Source organism: Yersinia bercovieri ATCC 43970 (assembly GCF_013282745.1).
Taxonomy (GTDB): domain Bacteria; phylum Pseudomonadota; class Gammaproteobacteria; order Enterobacterales; family Enterobacteriaceae; genus Yersinia; species Yersinia bercovieri.
Genome location: NZ_CP054044.1, coordinates 3,037,131 through 3,056,603, shown reverse-complemented (window position 1 = coordinate 3,056,603; position 19,473 = coordinate 3,037,131). Strand labels below are relative to the sequence as shown.

Sequence of the window (19,473 nt, the reverse complement as noted above, 5' to 3'; positions counted from 1 at the left end):
ATCAGAGAAACAGTATGAATCCTATGACGACCCGCCGCGCTACGTTAGATCGACGCCGCCCCTTATTCTCTCAGGGTATGGGATTGTTTTTGGCATTCGGCTTACTGAGTGTGACGCTACCCAGTTATGCGCAGTGTGTCTGGAAAGGTGCCAACATCGGTGGCGATAACTACGGTGCCTCATTGCAACTAGGCAATATCAATATGACGAGCAACTATATTCAGCCCGTTGATTCGATTCTGGCCTCCAGTATTATTAGTTTAGTCCCCGCCCGTTTCTGGGCAGATCCAGAAGCCGTTATCTATGAATGTGATATCGCCGATAAAGAGAGCATTTTCGAAGTTTTCGCCACAAATGGCGACAGTAATGTCGGCGGCTACACCAACATGGGGGATAACTATTTTCAGACGTTCTTCCCTTATACCGCATTGAAATTGATTCATGTCGATTCAGGTATTGAATTCAGCCGCATCTGGCAACAAGTGCCCCTGAAAAAATTCGATGTACTGGGCAATAAGATTCAGATTAAAGGCAAGCATTTCAGCCAGATCCGCGCTGAATTAAAAAAGGTCGGCTCAGTCGACCACAACCCTGGCCCCTCGACCTGGGGATGTCCGGGGCCAGCGGCAGATAACTACTCCGGCAGCTACACCTGCAATCAACCCAATGGCTATGTGGTTTTCAAAGGCCCCGGTATGCCAGTGCCGGAAGCCGGGTATGATTCGGCGACTAATTATCAAACATGGGGGAGTGGGCGCTATATGGCGTTTGGCATGAATACCTCGCCGGTCGCCGTCCTGACACGTAAAAATACCTGCGTGGTGCGCAACGTCACGCCTTATGTGGTTTTCCCTATCATCACCGTGAATGAACTCAACAATAACCAAACACGCAGTGCCGATATTACGGTGGATATTGAGTGCCAATCCGGCACGGAGTCGGGCATCAATAGCGGGCAAACGGCGCTGGGTATCCAAACCTCATTACCGGGCTACCTGAAAGCACAGAGCTTAGGGTTGGTGAACGCAGCCGGTGGCGTAAGCTACTTACTCTCCGACCATTACGGTACGGATAACCGCATTGCCACCGGGGTGGGGATCAGCTTGAGTGACAGCAATGGTGCGGCAATGAATTTTGTCGGCTGGGGCGGATGTGTCAGCAATTGCATCACGGGTTCCAGTGCTGCGGGTTGGTATCCCATCTTAACGGGGGCCAGCGCCAATGGCAGTAGTGCCGCCGGCTATAACAACTACTCCCATCACTTCACCGCCACATTGAAAAAACTGCCTAAGGGCAGCCCAACAGCCGGTAAGATCGATGCCACCGCTTATGTTTTGGTGAAAATACAATGAGATATTTATGCTTATTTTTACTCATATTAACTATCAATCAGCACGTTTCGGCCGGTTTAGTCGCGGGGGCGACGCGCATGATCTATCAGCCCGAGTCGCGCGAACGCACACTGATGTTAGCGAATACCAATGATTATCCGGTGGTGGTACAAACCTGGATTGATGATGGTGATGTAGACAGCACGCCAGACCAGAGCAAAGCGCCATTTATGGTGTTACCGGCTGTATTTAAGATGCAAGCGGGCGCGGCTCAAGGGCTACGAATTATCAATAAAGGGGAGAATCTGCCTACCGATCGGGAGTCAGTTTACTGGCTGAATCTGTATGAGATACCGCCCAAAACGCGGCGTAATGTCGATGCCCATGCTCAGGTGGCGATGGCGATGAACACCCAGATGAAGATTTTTTATCGCCCCGACGGGTTAACGCCACCACCGGCCGAAGCGCTGAAAAAAGTGAGTTTCACCCTCAAAAAGCAAAATAGTGAATACGTTCTCATCGCCCATAACCCCACGCCATATCACGTCTCTTTCGGCCAGATTCAGCTGCAAAGCCAGCAAAAAAACGTTCTGGTCGCCCAAGAGATGGACATGATGTTGGCCCCATTTGCTGATCGGCAGTACCATTTTGAACAGCAGCCCACCTCACTTAACGGTGAGGTGACCCTGAATTATATTTATTTTAATGATGCGGGTAATGAGGTCAAAAATAGCCAACGCATAAAGGTGACAATGTAACAAATCACTTTTTGCCGGGTTAACCTGAGAGAAATTTTGACTTGAGCGGATACCTACCCGCGGCAGTGGGGCTTAAATCGCTATTTCAGCCCGCCACGGGAGGTGCTTAGATGATGTTCAGCGCAGAGGCCGTTTCCAGCCGGTGGTGATAGTTTCCTGCCGTTGGTAATAATAGTGCAGATTTAGCGCCCTTTCTTCTTACGCCCAGGCTGGGCAAAGCGCTTACGGGAAGCGGCATTACCATCAGGTTTTTCGGTTTTTTTCGGCCCGCTGATGCTCACTCTTTTCGCTTCAACCGCCTTAACCGGCGCTTTTTTTACTGGTTTTTCATCGGACGATGAGTTTTCGATCAACTTAAATAACTCGATGAGTTCATCTTCGGTTAAATCTCGCCATTCACCCTGCGGCAGCCCTTTCAGACTGATATTCATGATACGTACGCGTTCTAGCTTGGTAACTTCATAGCCAAAGTGCTTACACATGCGGCGAATCTGGCGATTAAGACCCTGCACCAGGGTGATACGAAACACAAAAGTGGCCTCTCTCTTCACTTTGCATTTCTTGGTCACCGTTCCCAGCATCGGCACACCGGCCCCTAAACCGAGAATAAATTCGTCAGTCACCGGTTTGTTGACGGTCACAACATACTCTTTTTCGTGATCGTTCCCAGCACGCAGGATTTTGTTGACCAAATCGCCGTGATTCGTCAGTAAAATCAGCCCTTGCGAATCTTTATCCAGCCGCCCGATAGGAAAGACCCGTTTGCTGTGGTTAACAAAATCAACGATGTTATTCTGCTCACCATCTTCCGTGGTGCTTATTACGCCGACGGGCTTATTCAGCGCAATCAGTATTAAGTCCTCTTCATTACGCGGCTCGATAATCTGACCGTTAACTTTCACCACATCTCCGGCAGAGACCTGAACGCCAACCGTAGCACGCTTGCCGTTAATAAAAACATTGCCTTGTTCGATATAGCGATCTGCATCGCGTCGAGAACAGATACCGCTCTCGCTAATGTATTTATTGAGACGAATGGAGGAGTTAGTCAGCATGATACCTTCGCAAAAAGCGGAACTATACCTTATCCGCGTGAGGATGCGAAGCTTGGTCGGGGGAATAATGTGAGCAGCTTAACAAGGGGGATAACTTGCAGGATAAATAGCAAGTTTGCTGAAAAACAAGCCAATAAGCTCATTCTCTCAGCAAACGCGCATTTATAACGTTTTTCCCCTTTGACATGCCCCAGATACCCCGCTATTATTCGCCTCGTTCACACGATTCCTCTGTAGTTCAGTCGGTAGAACGGCGGACTGTTAATCCGTATGTCACTGGTTCGAGTCCAGTCAGAGGAGCCAAATTAGAGAAGCCCGCTTAAGGAAACTTAAGCGGGCTTTTTGCTTTTCTGCTTACCCACGTTGCAATCCGTCATAGGCGATAGCACCATCATTCGCCATCAGGGTTCTGAGACCCTGGTTGCGCCGCATCCTTGCGGCCTAACATTTACGCCAACCCTAGCAGGGTATTGAGTTGTGCAATCTGCTGCTGCCACTGCTGTTGCAACACAGGTTTCTGATGTCTGGGTTTACGTGCTAAATCCTCCCCCAGCTTGCTTTCCAATTCCAGTAGTGTCGCCAGCAAGCGCTCCTCTTCGCTTTCCGCTTGCGTCTCAGTTGGCAATATTGTCGTTGAGTGAGTTGCCGTCGTGAGAGCCATTGGCACCGATTTATCAGCCAAAATAGCATAAACCGGTTCTAAATCGTGCCACTCCTCCAGCCGCTGTTTATTGATTAGCCAAAAACGATTGCAGCTTTGTTCAATCAATGTGCGGTCATGGGAAACCAGCAGCACGGCGCCACTAAATGTCTTCAGCGTGTCCGCCAGCTCCTCTTTGCCTTCCATATCAAGGTGATTGGTTGGCTCGTCGAGCAGCAGTAGCGAGTAGTTAGCCAGTGTTAGGCCGACAAACAGTAATCGCGAACGCTCGCCGCCGCTCAGCGTATTAACCCGCTGTTGATGCCGGAGATAAGGGAAACCTGCGCCGATTAGTGCCATTTTTCGCTGATCTTCCGTTAGCGGTGCGAACGGGGTCAAAGCCTCGGTTAATGTATCCTCATCCCTCAGTTGTTGCAGGCTCTGATCGTAGTAGCCCACACGCACTTTTGGATGGAACACCAGACCGACATCAGCGGCCTCTGGCTGGCTAACCGCCCGCCACAAGCAGTGCAGCAATGAGGATTTACCACAGCCGTTACGTCCAACCAACGCAATTCGATCACCGCTTTTTACCCGCAGTTGATCCAACTCAAATAGCACCGGGGCCAGTGGCGCTGGCCGCACCCGCAGAGCTGACAATGCCAGCACGCGGTCTGCCGGTAAGGCCTCGCCGTTGAGACGCAACTGCCACTGATTACCCGCAGTGAGTTGGGTCTGCTCATCCTTAAGTCGATCGACCTGTCTCTCCATCTGCTTCGCCTTACGCGCCAGTTTTTCGCTGTCATACACGCTACCCCAGATAGCCAGCCGTTTGGCACTCTTTGCCACCCGATCAATCTCCTTCTGTTCGGCCTGACGGCGGTGGCTATCCACGATATCTTTTTCCGCTAATGCCTGTCGCGCCAACGTGCAAGGCAGACGAATGAACTGTAGATTTTTGTCGCGCAAGATCCAGGTGCAGTTGGTGACATGGTCCAGTAAGCTGCGATCATGTGAAACCAGAACAAAACTACCGCTCCAATTTAGCAGAAACTGTTCCAACCACAGCAGAGTGGGTAAATCCAGATGGTTACTGGGTTCGTCCAGCAGCAGCAAATCGGGTTGGCGAATCAGCGCCCGAGCCAATAGCAGGCGCGTGTGCTCTCCTCCACTCAATGTACCGGCAGTCAACTCCCAGTCGGCCTCGTCAAACCCCAAACTGGCGAGTAAAACTTCAGCTTGCCAGTATTCGGGTTGATGCAGGCTATCGGGCAGATGATTGAGCACCGCATCCAGCAGAGTGCAGTCAGCCAACATAGCGGGCAGATGTTGTTCAACACATGCCATCAGGCAATGATTGGCGGTGGTGATGGTGCCAGAGGTGGCGGGTAAATCCCCGCTGAGGATCTTTAGCAGCGTGCTTTTACCACTGCCGTTATGGCCAATCAGACCGATACGGTCACCTTTTTTCAGGCCAAAGGTGATCTCAGCCAGCAGTGGGCCGAAAGTGTTGTCGTAACAGACAGATTGTGCAGAAAGTAATGTGGTCATTGCTTACTCAAGTTTTACAGGCATAAAATGCCGATCGTCAAAAAAACTGACGATAACCAGTAAGCTGGAGGGAAGTTCTCAGTGTGTTAGTTAGCTTCGCTCAAGCAGGTTATCGCAGCACGATACCGGTAATGCTTGAGCAAGCACGATCACTAAAGACGAGTGAATAAAGAAACAATTCACGGGTCAACATAGTAATCCTCCTTAAATAACGTTGGTTAATGAATAAACTGATTATATTGAGGTTTCTGCCATTACGCCAGTTTCAGTCTGTAACTGAGTAGTTGTCACTAGATGGGTGGGTTCAGCATCTAAGCCATTATGTTGCAAGTCAATGGCTTAGATACCAAGATGGGAATGGCTGTTACGAATTTATCGCTTTTTTGGAATCCAGAGCACTGTGGATCGCCGCTTCCAATTCATTGACTTCAAATTTTGCTACGTAAGCATCCGCCCCAACTTTGCGGACATGATCTTCATTCGCACTACCGGACAACGATGAATGGATAATCACCGGAATATTCTTCAGGAATTCATCGCGTTTAATATTCAGCGTCAATGTAAAGCCGTCCATCTCTGGCATTTCTAAATCGGTTAACACAAATGCGATTTTATCCGAGATAGGCCGCCCCTCCGCCCGCGCCTCATCAGCCATCTTACGAATTTTATTCCACGCCTCCAGGCCGGTGATATGCATCACCGCGGGAATATCCATCATCTTCAAGCCCTCTTCCAGCATCGAACGTGCCACCTTCGAGTCCTCAGCCACAATGGCGACTGAGCCAGGTTTCAGATCAAACGCCTTGGTTTTCTCACTGTCGATTTGGACATTACGATGAGCGGGAACGATGTCATACAAAATCTGTTCAACATCCAGCACCAGAGCTAGGCGGTTACTTGCGGTGTCGTTATCCAGCCGTGCAATGCTGGTGATGCTGCGACTCTTAACACCCGCATCAGCAGCCAGTACCTGACTCCATTCAAGGCGGACGATATCATCAACCGACTCCACCGCGAATGCCTGAGTACTACGAGCATATTCGGTTACCAGCAGAATATTTAATCCGGTTTTTGGCTCACAACCGACAATAGCCGGGAGATCAATCACAGGAATAATCTCCCCGCGAATATTCGCCATCCCCATCATTGGCGATGCCATACCCGCCACCTTGGTTAGCGTAGGCATGGGCACAATTTCACGCAACTTAAACACGTTGATGCCGAACAGCTCAGATTTCTCTTCATCATGCGACTCGCCCAAGCGGAACAGCAACAGCTCAAACCGGTTCGATGAGGTGAGGTTAGTTCTCTCCTCTATCTCTTTTTGAAAATTATCCATACTTTCCCCAATGCGAATGAAGATTGATAAGTAGTAACAAGGCGAATTAAGTCATTCGGAAAATAAGGAATAACATTCTGCTTATCTATTTATCGGCAATGGGCCGAAAATACTTAATCATTCGGCTTAAGAAGATGTGGCGTGCCACTCCAGCCAGCGGTTGGCCGTAGGGGTTATGCCACTGGTCGATAGCGCCACAACCAGCGGCCTGTAGACATGCGGCGATAAAACAGTACGCCGCGCACTATCCAGTCGAGGAACATCCCCATCCAAACGCCTGTGACGCCAAATCCCAGGGTTATCCCCAAGATATAACCAACAATAATGCGGCAACCCCACATCCCTGCCAGCGCCACCCACATGGTATAACGAGCATCCTTCGCCCCTTTCAGGCCCGATGGTAGCACCCAAGAGGCCGCCCAGATCGGCATAAACAGTGCATTTATCCAGATCAGATGCTTCACCACATTGATAACGCCCGGTTCGTTGGTATAGAGAGAGGCCAAAAATCCAGCACTGGGGATCGATAGCAGCGCGATAAAACAGACGCCGACGGTGGATAGCCAGAAGATATGTTTGAGTTGGCGAATTGGCTGCAAAATCTGCCCTTTCCCCAATCGTGTGCCGATGATGATTGTCGAACTGTATCCCAACGCATTGCCCGGCAAGTTAATCAGCCCGACGATTGAAAAAGCAATAAAGTTACCGGCGATCACTTCAGTACCCATTCCCGCAACAAAGCGCTGGGTAATCAGCTTACCGATACTGAACATCACGGATTCAACACTGGCGGGAATGCCGATGCTCAGCACCTCAAACATAATGGCTGAGGTAAAGGGCAAAAAATAGGCCTTGAAGGGGATACGCAGAGTATTATTGGCACCGAAAATCAGCACCAGAACCACCACCAGCGCGCCGATATAGCGTGCAAGCGTGATACCAATACCCGCGCCGATAAAACCTACTCCCTGCCAGCTAAACAGGCCGTAAATCAGCACGCTACTGATAACAATATTGAGAATATTCATCGCAATATTGATAAACATCGGCAACCGCGTATTACCGGCCCCCCGTAGCGCACCACATCCCACCAGCGTGATCGCCATCGCCGGATAGTTCCAGACCGTCAAATTCAGGTAGGTCAGTGCCATGGCCTTAACGGCGGGATCGGCCTGATTCGCCATCAGATTGATAATGGCCTCACCGGCAAAATGCACCAGCAGCACCAAGAGTAAGGAGATTAAAACCAGCAGAGAGATGGATTCGCGGGCCGCCGTTTGCGCTTGCTTGCGCTTGCGCTGACCGAGACTGAATGACACCACCACCGATGTCCCCAGCGCCACTGAGGCAAAGAAAGCCGCAATCAACATATTGAAGCTGTCAGCCAGACCCACCGCCGCCATCGCCTCTTTGCCCAGCCAACTCACCAGTAAAGTGCTGAACACCCCCATCAACAGGACGCACAGCCCTTCAATAAACAGTGGGATCGCCAGCGGCGTTATCTCACGCCAAAATAGTACCCGGTAGGATTTTCGTTTTTTATACCACGCGCTTTCGCGAAAGATTTTCAACTTAACTGTCCCTGAAATCACGCCCAATTTGCTTACACCCGCGCTTTTCACCACTATGGTGAAATATCCCGATGCGCCGGTTTACAATGGCGGTTTTCCGCTTTAAATTTTAACGTGTTACACGTGATAAAAAATCGATGTAGATATCATAACAGAACGTGAAATTAATTTAAATGAAACGGAATTTCACCAAAGTACAAATTAAATACTTATGCAATAAAATTCACATAAATATGCAAAATATCTTTGACTCTACTACCGGTTTTGCGATATCAATGTAGCCATTGAAACCTTTGCCAGACTGACCTAATTCATACAGGATTTAATTGATGACAACTATTCTCAAACACCTTCCTATTAATCAGCGTGTTGGTATTGCCTTCTCCGGTGGCCTGGACACCAGTGCCGCGCTGCTGTGGATGCAGAAAAAAGGGGCAATTCCTTACGCCTATACCGCTAATCTGGGTCAGCCTGATGAAGAGGATTACGATGCTATTCCACGTAAAGCGATGGAGTACGGTGCAGAGAAAGCCCGCCTGATCGATTGCCGCAAGCAGCTGGTCGCTGAAGGGATCGCCGCTATTCAATGTGGTGCCTTCCACAACACTACCGCCGGTGTCACCTATTTCAACACCACCCCGCTGGGCCGTGCCGTCACCGGAACCATGCTGGTCGCCGCCATGAAAGAAGATGGCGTGAATATCTGGGGTGATGGCAGTACCTATAAAGGTAACGATATTGAGCGTTTTTATCGTTACGGGCTGTTGACTAATGCTGAGTTGAAAATTTACAAGCCGTGGCTGGATACCGATTTCATCGATGAATTAGGTGGCCGCCATGAGATGTCCGAATTTATGATTCAATCCGGTTTCGACTACAAAATGTCGACCGAGAAAGCCTACTCCACCGACTCCAACATGTTGGGTGCAACTCACGAAGCCAAAGATCTAGAGTTTCTGAACTCCAGCCTCAAAATCGTTAACCCGATCATGGGGGTGAAATTCTGGGATGAGAATGTGGTCGTCAAAGCGGAAGAGGTTTCCGTCCGTTTTGAGCGCGGTTATCCGGTGGCACTGAATGGCGTGACCTTCGACGACAGCGTCGAGCTGATGATGGAAGCTAACCGCATCGGTGGCCGTCATGGTCTGGGCATGAGCGACCAGATTGAAAACCGGATTATCGAAGCTAAAAGCCGTGGCATCTATGAAGCCCCAGGGATGGCACTGCTGCATATTGCTTACGAGCGCCTGCTGACAGGTATTCACAACGAAGATACCATTGAGCAATATCATGCCAATGGCCGTGTTCTGGGCCGTCTGCTATATCAAGGTCGTTGGTTTGATCCGCAAGCGCTGATGCTGCGTGATTCAGCCCAGCGTTGGGTTGCCAGCGAAATTACCGGTGAAGTGACACTGGAACTGCGTCGCGGTAATGACTACTCGATCCTCAATACGGTCTCCGACAATCTGACTTACAAACCAGAGCGTCTGACCATGGAAAAAGGAGAGTCGGTGTTCTCACCAGATGACCGTATTGGTCAGTTGACCATGCGCAACCTGGATATCACCGATACCCGCGAGAAGCTATTCAACTATGCTGAAACCGGGCTGTTATCAACTTCTGCGACCACCGGTTTGCCGCAAGTGGATAATAATAATCTGAGCGTGCGTGGCATTCAGGATAAGAGCAAATAATTACCTCGGTTAAATACCCACCGGATCAGTGTTAAATGATCCGGTTTTTTTAGCGGTGGCGTTTCGACTTAAAACGCCACTGCAATTATTAAGCCGTCGTGGTTGGCAACTCAATATGGCTCTCCGCTAGCGAGCCCATATTGTTGTACATCGCACAGGCTGCATCGACCAAATGCATGGCGAGGGCCGCACCACTGCCCTCACCCAGACGCATTTCCATCTGCAAATAGGGTTCCAGTTGCAGGTGATTCAGGGCGATCACCGCGCCTTTTTCTGCCGACATATGTGACGGAATCAGGTATTCGCGCACACCGGGGGCGATACGGCAAGCCGCCAACGCCGAGGCATACGAGAGGAAACCATCCAGCACCACCGGTAATCCCGCAGCCGCCGCACCTAACATCACGCCGGTCATACCCACCAGATCAAAGCCGCCAACTTTTGCCAGCACATCAATGCCATCACTGGCATCCGGCTGATTGGTTTCGATGGCGCGGCGCACCACCGCCACTTTATGATGCAGTTGCTCACTGGGGAAATTCGCCCCGATACCCACCACCGACTCAGGATCACTGTCGGTAAACACGCTAACCATCGCGGCGGCGGGCGTGGTGTTCGCCATACCCAGCTCACCGACACCAAACACTTTCACCCCATCAGCGGCTTGTTGTAGTGTCAGCGTGGCGCTGGCGAACAGTAGATCTTCTGCCTGTTGGCGGGTCATCGCCGCTTCGCGAGCAATATTGCCACTGCCACGGGCCACTTTCATATCCAGCACGCCGGGGAGTGTCTCGCTGTCGATACCCACATCGACAATCTTCACCTCCACACCCGCATTGGCGGCCAGCACACAAACACCGGTCACGCCCCTCACCATATTCAGCGCCTGAACCATGGTGACCACGCGGGGCGAAACAGCCACACCTTCGTCGTAGACACCATGATCAGCGGCCATCACAATAATTTGCTTGCGGCAGACTTGATGACCATATAACCCGCGCATCCCCGCCAGTTGGGTAGCCAATAGCTCCAGACGGCCCAAACTGCCGGGTGGCTTAAGCAAGCCGTCCAGCCGCACTTTGGCGCGGGCCATCGCTTTGTGGTCTAACGGTGGAATTCTCGCCAGAATCGATGAAAGTGTCTGCATCTGTTTAACCTCGTGTCGCAGGCTGCCAGGCAGCCCGACTGTTAAATGCACGCAGCGTGACAAACCCGTCATGGATCTCCAACACGCTGTATGCCCCCTGCTCAAAATGAAAGTGCCACATGGCCGCTGCGGGCATTGCCAGCAGGCGGGCCAACATCAGGCTTAACACCCCCTGATGGGCGACCAGTAGCCGATTATTGTCGTTATTTTGCACTGATTTGAGTTGCACAACGGCCCCTTCGATGCGGGCCAAAAACTGCGGAAAAGACTCCCCAGCGGTGGGGCTGGCCTGTTGCCAATCGGCCACCCATGCCGCCCATGCATCGGGATCTTCACGTTGTAAATCATGGTGATGGCGCATTTCCCAATCACCAAAATTCATCTCATTCAATTGCTCGTCGATAGTGGCGTTAATGTCCTGCCCCGCCAGCACGATATCGGCGGTATGGCGCGCGCGTAGTAATTGACTGCTCACCGCGTGGGTAAAATCAACATCTGCCAGCCACGCGGCGACCTGTCCGGCCTGCTCCACGCCCGGTGAGGTCAGCGGCAAATCGGTCATGCCGCAAAAAACACCGCGCAAATTGGCCTCGGTTTGCCCGTGGCGTACCAGAAAGAGTCGCATAGAATGGCCCACTATTGAGAGTGTTCAGGGGGTTGTGATATCACAGCAGCGCCAGCAAAAACAGGAGTTCGCCCATCTCGGCCGCGGCCCCCAGGGTATCACCGGTCTGCCCGCCCAGGCGGCTGCGCAGATAGGTCGCCAGCAGCCATACCACCGCCATGGTGATCACCAGCGCCAGCACCGCCGCCCCTTTGCCGAGCAATAGCGTCAATATCACGCCGCCTGCTAAGGTGATGGCCGTTTGTCTGCCAGTGACTTTACCAATGTATATGTTGCCCAGCCCATTACCTGCGCGGGCATAGCGCTGGCGGTACATCAGCAGCACAATTACCGTGCGACCCGCGACCGAAGCGGCGGTCAGCATAGCAAGCATCGACACATCGCGCAGCGCCAGTTCGCTCACCACCAGCACTTTTGCCACCACCATAAAGATCAGCGCCAACCCGCCATTGGTGCCGAGGCGACTGTCGCGCATGATCTCCAGCATCTGCTCGCGCTTGCGGGCGGAAAACACCCCATCACAGGTATCTGCCAGCCCATCGAGATGAAAAGCGCCGGTGATCAGTGCCAGAGCCAGCACATAGCCCAGTGCCGCCAAGGGCACACCGCACCAAGGGGCCAGCAAGGTAAAGAGCACGCCACCGATCCCCCCAACAATCAAGCCAATCAGTGGGAAGCCGACAATACCGCGTTCGTATTGATCCATCGCCAGCCCTTGTGTCCAGCGCTCAGGCACCGGAATGCGGGTCATAAACTGCAAGGTGGCGAGAAATAGCCGCAGGCTCATTTAATTTTGACCTCAATACCAGAAATCACTAAAAACACCTCGTCAGCCGCTGCCGCCAGCCGTTGATTGACCCGCCCCGCGATATCGCGAAAATGCCGCGCGAGGCGGTTTTCCGGCACGATCCCCATGCCCAGCTCATTGGTGACCAGATAGATTGGCGCTGAACTGCGAGCGCAGGCGGCCAGCAGATCGGTAATCTGTTGCTGGACCCCCACCTCCAACTGGGTAAAATCCATCTGTTCAGGTGGCGTGTCGCCCGCCTGCTCAAACAGCAGATTGGTGATGAGCGTGGTGATGCACTCCAGCACCACCGCCTCACCCCCAGCCACTTGCTGCTCCAGTACCGCGGCGAGATCCCGATACCCCTCCCAAGTGCGCCAGTGTGCCGGGCGGGTGGCACGGTGGAGCGCAACCCGCTCGGCCATTTCGGTGTCAGTCACCACCGAGGTGGCGATATAAAACACCCGATCGCACGCCTGTGCCGCCAGCCGTTCAGCCAGCGAACTCTTGCCGCTACGCGCACCGCCGGTAATCAAAATCACTGTGTGCTCTCCTGTTGATGTGCGGCCATTAGCTGATAAATACGTTCTATATCAATATGCTGGCGCATGTGTGCCGCCAAAATATCAAACTGTTGCTGCTTATGCTCCGCATAATTGACACTCACACCGTCAAACGCCGCCAGCCCTTTACGTTGCCGCAACTTATCTAGCAGGGCGCGGGTAAAGTGGTGGCTGTCGAACAGGCCATGAATATAGCTGCCCAGCACATTGCCATCACTGTTCACCGCCCCATCGACCCACTGCTCCGCTTGCCCGTTACGCAGTGTTAGGCGGGCAAAAGGGGTAGCATCAGCCCCCAATTGGGAAACTCCCATATGGATCTCATAGCCCTCCAGTGGGTGCTCCGCGCAGCTTGCCAGCATCCCCGGCAGGGCCGCCAAACAGTGGCCGCTGACCCGTGTGGTGACTTTATCCGGCGCAAATTGGGTCTCTACGTCTAGCAAACCGAGGCCCTCCATCTGCTCAAGGCCCGACTCCACCCCATCGACAATGCGCTTACCCAACATCTGATAGCCGCCGCAGATCCCGATCAGCGGTAGTTGCCGCTGATGCTGCGCCAGCAGTGCCGCCGCCAGCCCGCTATGATGCAGCCACTGCAAATCACCTAGCGTATTTTTGCTGCCGGGCAGGATAATCAAGTCCGGTTGACCCAACGCGGAGATCTGCGCAACATAGCGCAAGCGCACATCTGGCTGCGCAGCCAGGGCATTAAAATCGGTAAAGTTGGCAATGTGTGGCAGGCGAATTACCGCGATATCTAGCGCCTGTTCTGTCGCATCATCATATTTGCCATTTTGCAGCGCCACACCATCTTCATCTTCCAAATCAATATCCAGCCACGGCATCACCCCCAAAACAGGGACATCCGTCAGGGCTTCAATCTGTTCTAAGCCGGGTTTAAGCAGCGCGATATCCCCGCGAAACTTATTGATGATCACCCCTTTAACCCGCGCTTTTTCATCCGGGTGTAGCAACGCCAGCGTGCCATAAATAGAGGCGAATACACCGCCGCGATCAATATCAGCCACCAATAAAACCGGCGCATCCGCCATTATTGCCATGCCCATATTGACGATATCGCGGTCGCGCAGATTAATCTCCGCAGGGCTGCCGGCCCCCTCTAGCACCATCACCTCATATTCAGCGGCCAGACTGTGGTAGACCTCACTGATCTGCTGCTGCAACTGCGGCTTGTACTGGTGATACTCCACCGCATCCATATTGCAGGCCACTTTGCCCATCAACACCACCTGCGCCTTGCGGTCACTAGTGGGTTTTAGCAGCACCGGATTCATGCGCACATCAGGGACGATACCCGCCGCTTCGGCCTGAAAAATCTGCGCCCGCCCCATCTCCTCGCCTTGCGGCGTAATACCCGAATTCAGCGCCATATTTTGCGATTTGAAGGGGGCGCAACGATACCCATCCTGCATAAAAATGCGGCATAGCCCCGCCACTAACACACTTTTGCCGACGTCAGATGCCGTGCCTTGCACCATGATCGATAAACTCATCGCGCTTCCTCCGCTTCACGCTGACGCATCAACGCAAAAAGTTGTTCTTCGGTTTTGCACAGCGGCAACCCTAGCTCAGTGTGCATTTTCACCAGCCACGGCTGAACCAGTCCGGCGGCTTGCAGTTTTTCCTGTTGCAGGAACACCTCGGTGGTTTCACCAGCCATCATCAGGTGCCCATGAGATAGGACATACAGGTAGTCACAAACCTTATAAATCAGGTCGATATCATGGCTGGATAGAATAACCCGTTTTCCTTCCGCCACAATGCGCTCAATAAGGGTAATCATATGTTGGCGGCCCGCAGGATCGAGTCCCGCTGTCGGTTCATCCAGCAGCAGATACTCCGCCTCCATCACCAGCGCCCCGGCAATCGCCACCCGTTTTTTCTGCCCGTGGCTCAGGTGCTGGATCGATTTATGGCGAAACCCCTGCGCATCCACCAAAGTCAGCGCCCGATCAACCCGCTCGGCAATAATCGCCTCTGGCATCCCCAGATTGCGCAAGCTGAAAGCAATATCACTGTCGATATCGGTATAAAAGATCTGCTGTTCCGGGTCTTGAAACACCGTGGTTACCCGCTGGCGTAGTGCCCGTAACGAAGCTTTTTTGTAGCTAAGCGGCTCATCTTGCCACAACACCGCCCCCTGCTGCGGTTGCAGAATGCCGGTCAAATTCATAAATAGCGTGGATTTGCCGCAACCATTGGCCCCCAAGACACCGGTAACCGCGTGTTGGCTGAAATCCAGTGTCAGATCATGCAGCACCTGCTCATCCTGATAGCTGAAACATAACTGCCGGGTGGCTAACATCACATCCTGCCTTACAGGTGAAAATCACCCTGATAGAGTTTCATATCCAGCGAGATGACCATCTGCTGATAGCGAATCATCACGCGGGTAAATAGCATACCAACCAGCATTGCCAGCGAGCGGTAACCCGTGGGCAATGAGATATAGCCAAATCTCAGTGACTGCGCCTGATGAATCGCCGCCGCCTCCTCGATCAAAATAAAGATAAAGCGCCATGTCAGCAGGATCTGCTCGGTAAGCAGACGGGGGGCATGGCAGCGTTTCAATAGTTGAATCAGCTGCGGAAATGGTGTGTTGAGCACAAACCAGAAGGTGGCCGCCAGTGCCGCCAGACTACGCCACAATGTTTGATTGGCGGTGGCAAGGCCGATTTTATCGATGCCGAACCACCAGTTGCCCATTTGCACCCCCCACCACAAGCTCTCCGGTTGACGGGCCAGCGATAGCACAATGGTCACCAGCCCCAGCAACAAAAAAGAGAGCGGGATCGCCAGCCAGCGCAGATAGCGGCGCGGGCCAACCCGCAGCAAATAGCAGGTCAGCGCGGCGATAAACAGCAGCAGCAGCGCCTGATACATCGGCGGGCTGAGCATGGCGAGCAGCAGGAATACCCCATATAGCAGCAGTTTTCCCATCGGGTCAGTCTGTCGCCAGCGGCTCTGATAGCTCAGCTTATCAATCCCCAGCATGCTCACCGCGTTTCCCCCGGTAGTAGCCCAAGATATAGAAGATCACCGCCGCACCCATGGAGCCTTGCAGGGTAAAGAGTAAGCTTTCGATTTCGCCGCTGGCCGGTTCATATAGCGGCGTGAACCACGGCTGATAGTGTGGTGCGGTGACCTGAATTAAAGCTTCAGCCTCGCCATCCGAGCCGCCATATTCGCCGCCGTGATTGATAAAAAACGGCAAGATCACCAGTGCTATCACCATCGCCAGCAGGATAAGGGTCTTTTTCATGTTAATGAGCCTCCGAGTGGATTAACTGGCGTTTGGTTAATTGGTCGTAAATCATCACTGTCAGCAAACCTTCCGCAATGGCTATCGGGATCTGGGTAATGCAGAACACCCCCATAAATTTGATAATCGAGCCGCTGACACCAAATTGCGGGTCTGGGAAGGCCAATCCGAGCTGAACCGAGGTGACAAAATAGGTGGTTAAGTCGGCGAGCATGGCGCACAGGAACACCCCAACATCACGGCGTAACCCCGCTTTACAGGCCAGTTTCCAGACCAGATAACCCACGACCGGCCCAATCACCGCCATCGACATGCCATTCGCGCCCAAGGTGGTCAACCCGCCGTGTGCCAATAGCAGCGCCTGAAATAGCAGCACAATCGCCCCTAATACCGCCACCACCACAGGCCCGAACAGAATCACCGCCAGCCCAACACCCGTGGGGTGCGAGCAACTGCCGGTCACCGACGGAATTTTCAGCGCGGAGAGCACGAAAATAAAGGCACCACACAGTGCCAGTAACACTTTTTGATTACTGTCTTCAGCCACAATCTGCTTTAAGCGCACCAGCCCCATAAACAGGCACGGCAGGAACAGCACCCACCAGGCCAGTGCCCACATCGGCGGCAAAAAACCTTCCATAATGTGCATCGCAAAAACATCATTCGGGGCCAGTGTTAACAGAATTGCCATCGCAACTCCGCTATACGAAAGTTTCTTTAACTCTTTTTCCATTTCCATTAGTTGCTCCAATCACTTTGGATATCGGTTAAAAAACTTAACTATCGGATATTTATTAGCTAGCGGTTATCCATTAACTCGTTGCTGCTTATTCACTAAAATGGTCGAGAAATAGGGCAATGGCTGGTCAGCGGCAATACTATCCAACTGACGCCAACACAGCTCCCCCGGTAGTGAGGCTTCCGCCATCAGCAGCGCATGGGGGAAGAGTTCCAGGCGGGCCAACAGCGCCTGAATGCGGGCGAAGCGGCCATAAACTTTCATCAATACCACGCAATCGTGATCGCGCAATGCCCGCTCCAGCTCCGCTTCCGGCGCGGTACAAGAGATAATCGCCAGCGACTGTTGATCCATCGCCAACGGCAAGGCCGCGCGGGATGCAATGGCGGCGAAAGAGGTCACGCCCGGAACAATCTCCAACCAATCAGGGCGACCAATGCGTTCTAGCAAAAATACCCAGGTGCTAAATAGCATCGAGTCGCCGAGGGTGATAAAGCCGACCTGACGCCCATTGGCGACCTCGGTTTGCAACTGCTGCGCCACCTCATCCCAGACCGCCTGCTTTTCACTATCATCGGCACTCATCGGGAAGTGGCAGGTACGAATTTCAGTGGTGGGTGACAAATATTCGCGCACGATAGAGAGTGCCAGGCTATCACCACCTTTGCGCCCTGCCGGGGCATAGAGCACATCGAGTTTAGCGACCAGTCGTGCGGCTCGCACCGTGATCAAATCACTGGCACCGGGGCCGACACCTAAGGCATAAAGTCTGCCGCTCATTACGCTGCCTCCTGCTGTTTTTGTTGTAGGGCGTGGTCTAGATGTTCCACAAACATTTGGCGAATCAAGGGGTTTTCACCTAATCCTTGCAGCCATGATTGAGCGCTGATACCGGCCGCTTCCAATTGTGAGCGCCATGAGTCCGGTTCGTCAGAGGCCATGTCGTTGATGGCGTGATCCCCTGCTACCAGCATCAGTGGCATCAAGTGCACTTTGCGCACCCCCTGCTGCTGTAGGCGGCTAATGATATGGCTGATCTCCGGGTAGCTCTCCACCGCGCCGACCAGCGCGGGGAAGTTCAGCGAGGCCATTAAGTGGTCAAGGCAGGCATAAGCGGAGAAGGCGAAATGGCTGGCACCGTGGCCCATAAACACCACCCGTTCATCCGCCGCCAGTGGTGGCATCTGCGCTCGCAGCGCAACCAGCAACTGTTGGTAATCGGCAAAGCTGCTCAGCAGCGGCGTGCCCAGCACCAGATGGTGGAAAAGGTCGCTGAAGGCGCGAACTTCATTGGCGACTTTTTCATATTCATCGCCGTTGATCACATGCAGTGATTGGATGGCGACATCCTGATAGCCCAACTCGGCCAGCTGTTTCAGGGCTTCACGCGGGTTATTGATCAGCAGGCCATCGCGCTTACGCAATTTGCGAATAATCATCTCCGAGGTAAAGGCGCGGAAAATATCGCGGTCGCTGTAAGCCGCCGCCAACTGCTGCTCGCAGGTATCAATATTCTTCTGGCGGGTCTGTTCGTAACTGGTGCCAAAACTGATCACCAACAGTGCTTTTTTCATTTTATTCTCCTCGTTGTTGCTGCCAGTGGGTCAGATGTTGGGTCAATTCATCTAATGAAGTCACTTGCTGCCCAATATGGCCCAAGTGCACGGCGGGCGGGCGGCACACTACAATGCAGGGGATATTCAGCGCCAGACAGGGGGCCACTTTCTCCTGATAGCCCCCCTGCACACCGGACTCTTTGGTGATGACCACATCCGGCTGGCAAAACTGATACAGCGCCTGATTGAACTGCGCACTAAATGGCCCGCGCAGCGCGATAATATTGTCCACCCCCAGCCCCAGCGCTTCGCACTGACTCAGCACCTCGGCGGTGGGCAGCACACGCGCCAACACTGTTTTACCTGTCAACCGGCGCTGATACTCCGCCAGCTGTTTGCTGCCGGTGGTGAGCAGCACCCGTGGCCCCAGCGTCTGGGCCACGGCACAGGCCGCGCTTAAGCTATCGACTTTGTGCAGCAGTGGATGATTGATCGCGTCAATTTCACTCGGGCGCTGATAGCGAGTCATCGGCACATTCGACTGCGCGCAGGCGGCGACCACATTGTCACTGAGCAGCTCGGCATAAGGGTGTGAGGCATCAATCACCCAGCGCACCGCGCGGGCGGTCAGAAAATCGGCCATCGCCGCCGCATCCATGCGCCCGACCAACACTTCGCCGCGAATATCACCCGCCAGCTGCCTGCCCGCATCAGTGGCGACCGACAGGCTATAGCGCTCGCCTGCGCCATCAAGCAATTGGCAAATCAGCCGTGCATCACTGGTGCCGCCAAACAGGTGGATCGCTGGGTGGCTGCTCGTCATAACCAATGGCC

The 19,473-nt window shown here is 53.1% G+C and carries 19 protein-coding genes and 1 tRNA gene; 4 read left to right on the top strand and 16 right to left on the bottom strand.

What is annotated here, in order from left to right; genetic code table 11:
* Positions 1–14: 14 nt before the first annotated feature.
* Both HRK25_RS13780 and HRK25_RS13775 read left to right on the top strand, forming a co-directional pair.
* On the top strand, positions 15–1,352 hold the full coding sequence (locus HRK25_RS13780; protein WP_032899064.1) for a fimbrial protein: 1,338 nt from the start codon (positions 15–17) through the stop codon (positions 1,350–1,352).
* Positions 1,349–2,089, top strand: a complete 741-nt coding sequence (locus HRK25_RS13775) for a fimbrial biogenesis chaperone (protein ID WP_032899066.1) — start codon at positions 1,349–1,351, stop codon at positions 2,087–2,089. Before HRK25_RS13780 ends, HRK25_RS13775 begins: the two co-directional genes overlap by 4 nt.
* Positions 2,090–2,271: 182 nt before the next feature.
* Here the strand turns inward: HRK25_RS13775 and rluF are convergent, their stop codons facing one another.
* Entirely contained in the window at positions 2,272–3,144 is an 873-nt protein-coding gene (gene rluF, locus HRK25_RS13770) for a 23S rRNA pseudouridine(2604) synthase RluF (protein ID WP_005279491.1), read from the bottom strand.
* Between the two features lie 227 nt (positions 3,145–3,371).
* Here rluF and HRK25_RS13765 point away from each other — a divergent pair.
* Positions 3,372–3,447: transfer RNA gene (locus tag HRK25_RS13765), tRNA-Asn, on the top strand.
* 145 nt (positions 3,448–3,592) lie between these two features.
* Here HRK25_RS13765 and HRK25_RS13760 read toward each other — a convergent pair.
* The 3 genes from HRK25_RS13760 to HRK25_RS13750 form a co-directional block, all read right to left on the bottom strand.
* The gene (locus HRK25_RS13760; RefSeq protein ID WP_005274551.1) at positions 3,593–5,335 is read right to left on the bottom strand and encodes an ABC-F family ATP-binding cassette domain-containing protein; all 1,743 of its coding nucleotides are present in this window, start codon (positions 5,333–5,335) and stop codon (positions 3,593–3,595) included.
* A 364-nt stretch (positions 5,336–5,699) separates the two neighbouring features.
* A complete protein-coding gene (locus tag HRK25_RS13755) occupies positions 5,700–6,674 on the bottom strand; it encodes a chemotaxis protein (protein ID WP_005274553.1) in 975 nt (324 codons plus the stop codon).
* Positions 6,675–6,847: 173 nt separating this feature from the next.
* Positions 6,848–8,245, bottom strand: coding sequence for an EmmdR/YeeO family multidrug/toxin efflux MATE transporter (locus tag HRK25_RS13750; RefSeq protein ID WP_032897989.1), 1,398 nt, complete (start codon positions 8,243–8,245; stop codon positions 6,848–6,850).
* Between the two features lie 329 nt (positions 8,246–8,574).
* On the opposite strand from HRK25_RS13750, the gene argG reads away from it, so the two are divergent.
* Positions 8,575–9,939, top strand: a complete 1,365-nt coding sequence (argG, locus tag HRK25_RS13745) for an argininosuccinate synthase (protein ID WP_005274558.1) — start codon at positions 8,575–8,577, stop codon at positions 9,937–9,939.
* A gap of 88 nt (positions 9,940–10,027) precedes the next feature.
* On the opposite strand, the gene cobT is transcribed toward argG, so the two are convergent.
* The 12 genes from cobT to HRK25_RS13685 form a co-directional block, all read right to left on the bottom strand.
* Positions 10,028–11,086, bottom strand: coding sequence for a nicotinate-nucleotide--dimethylbenzimidazole phosphoribosyltransferase (gene cobT / locus HRK25_RS13740; RefSeq protein WP_032897956.1), 1,059 nt, complete (start codon positions 11,084–11,086; stop codon positions 10,028–10,030).
* Between the two features lie 4 nt (positions 11,087–11,090).
* Positions 11,091–11,711 carry an adenosylcobalamin/alpha-ribazole phosphatase gene (locus HRK25_RS13735; RefSeq protein WP_005274561.1) on the bottom strand — a complete coding sequence of 207 codons (621 nt, stop codon included), beginning with the start codon at positions 11,709–11,711 and terminating at the stop codon, positions 11,091–11,093.
* 40 nt (positions 11,712–11,751) lie between these two features.
* Positions 11,752–12,498: an adenosylcobinamide-GDP ribazoletransferase gene (cobS, locus tag HRK25_RS13730; RefSeq protein ID WP_032897957.1), complete on the bottom strand. Its 747-nt coding sequence runs from the start codon at positions 12,496–12,498 to the stop codon at positions 11,752–11,754.
* Entirely contained in the window at positions 12,495–13,040 is a 546-nt protein-coding gene (gene cobU, locus HRK25_RS13725; protein WP_032897958.1) for a bifunctional adenosylcobinamide kinase/adenosylcobinamide-phosphate guanylyltransferase, read from the bottom strand. The genes cobS and cobU overlap by 4 nt, the downstream gene beginning before the upstream one ends.
* Entirely contained in the window at positions 13,037–14,575 is a 1,539-nt protein-coding gene (locus tag HRK25_RS13720) for a cobyric acid synthase (RefSeq protein ID WP_032897959.1), read from the bottom strand. The genes cobU and HRK25_RS13720 overlap by 4 nt, the downstream gene beginning before the upstream one ends.
* Positions 14,572–15,387 carry an ATP-binding cassette domain-containing protein gene (locus tag HRK25_RS13715; RefSeq protein ID WP_005274572.1) on the bottom strand — a complete coding sequence of 272 codons (816 nt, stop codon included), beginning with the start codon at positions 15,385–15,387 and terminating at the stop codon, positions 14,572–14,574. Before HRK25_RS13715 ends, HRK25_RS13720 begins: the two co-directional genes overlap by 4 nt.
* 11 nt (positions 15,388–15,398) lie before the next feature.
* A complete protein-coding gene (locus HRK25_RS13710; protein ID WP_032897960.1) occupies positions 15,399–16,076 on the bottom strand; it encodes an energy-coupling factor ABC transporter transmembrane protein in 678 nt (225 codons plus the stop codon).
* The gene (locus HRK25_RS13705; RefSeq protein WP_005274578.1) at positions 16,063–16,344 is read right to left on the bottom strand and encodes an energy-coupling factor ABC transporter substrate-binding protein; all 282 of its coding nucleotides are present in this window, start codon (positions 16,342–16,344) and stop codon (positions 16,063–16,065) included. The genes HRK25_RS13710 and HRK25_RS13705 overlap by 14 nt, the downstream gene beginning before the upstream one ends.
* A gap of 1 nt (position 16,345) precedes the next feature.
* The gene (gene cbiM / locus HRK25_RS13700) at positions 16,346–17,083 is read right to left on the bottom strand and encodes a cobalt ECF transporter S component CbiM (RefSeq protein WP_005274581.1); all 738 of its coding nucleotides are present in this window, start codon (positions 17,081–17,083) and stop codon (positions 16,346–16,348) included.
* Positions 17,084–17,149: 66 nt separating this feature from the next.
* Positions 17,150–17,863 carry a cobalt-factor II C(20)-methyltransferase gene (locus HRK25_RS13695; protein ID WP_032897961.1) on the bottom strand — a complete coding sequence of 238 codons (714 nt, stop codon included), beginning with the start codon at positions 17,861–17,863 and terminating at the stop codon, positions 17,150–17,152.
* The gene (gene cbiK, locus HRK25_RS13690) at positions 17,863–18,657 is read right to left on the bottom strand and encodes a sirohydrochlorin cobaltochelatase (protein WP_005274584.1); all 795 of its coding nucleotides are present in this window, start codon (positions 18,655–18,657) and stop codon (positions 17,863–17,865) included. Before cbiK ends, HRK25_RS13695 begins: the two co-directional genes overlap by 1 nt.
* A 1-nt stretch (position 18,658) precedes the next feature.
* Positions 18,659–19,462 carry a cobalt-precorrin-6A reductase gene (locus HRK25_RS13685; RefSeq protein ID WP_005274587.1) on the bottom strand — a complete coding sequence of 268 codons (804 nt, stop codon included), beginning with the start codon at positions 19,460–19,462 and terminating at the stop codon, positions 18,659–18,661.
* Positions 19,463–19,473 lie beyond the last annotated feature (11 nt).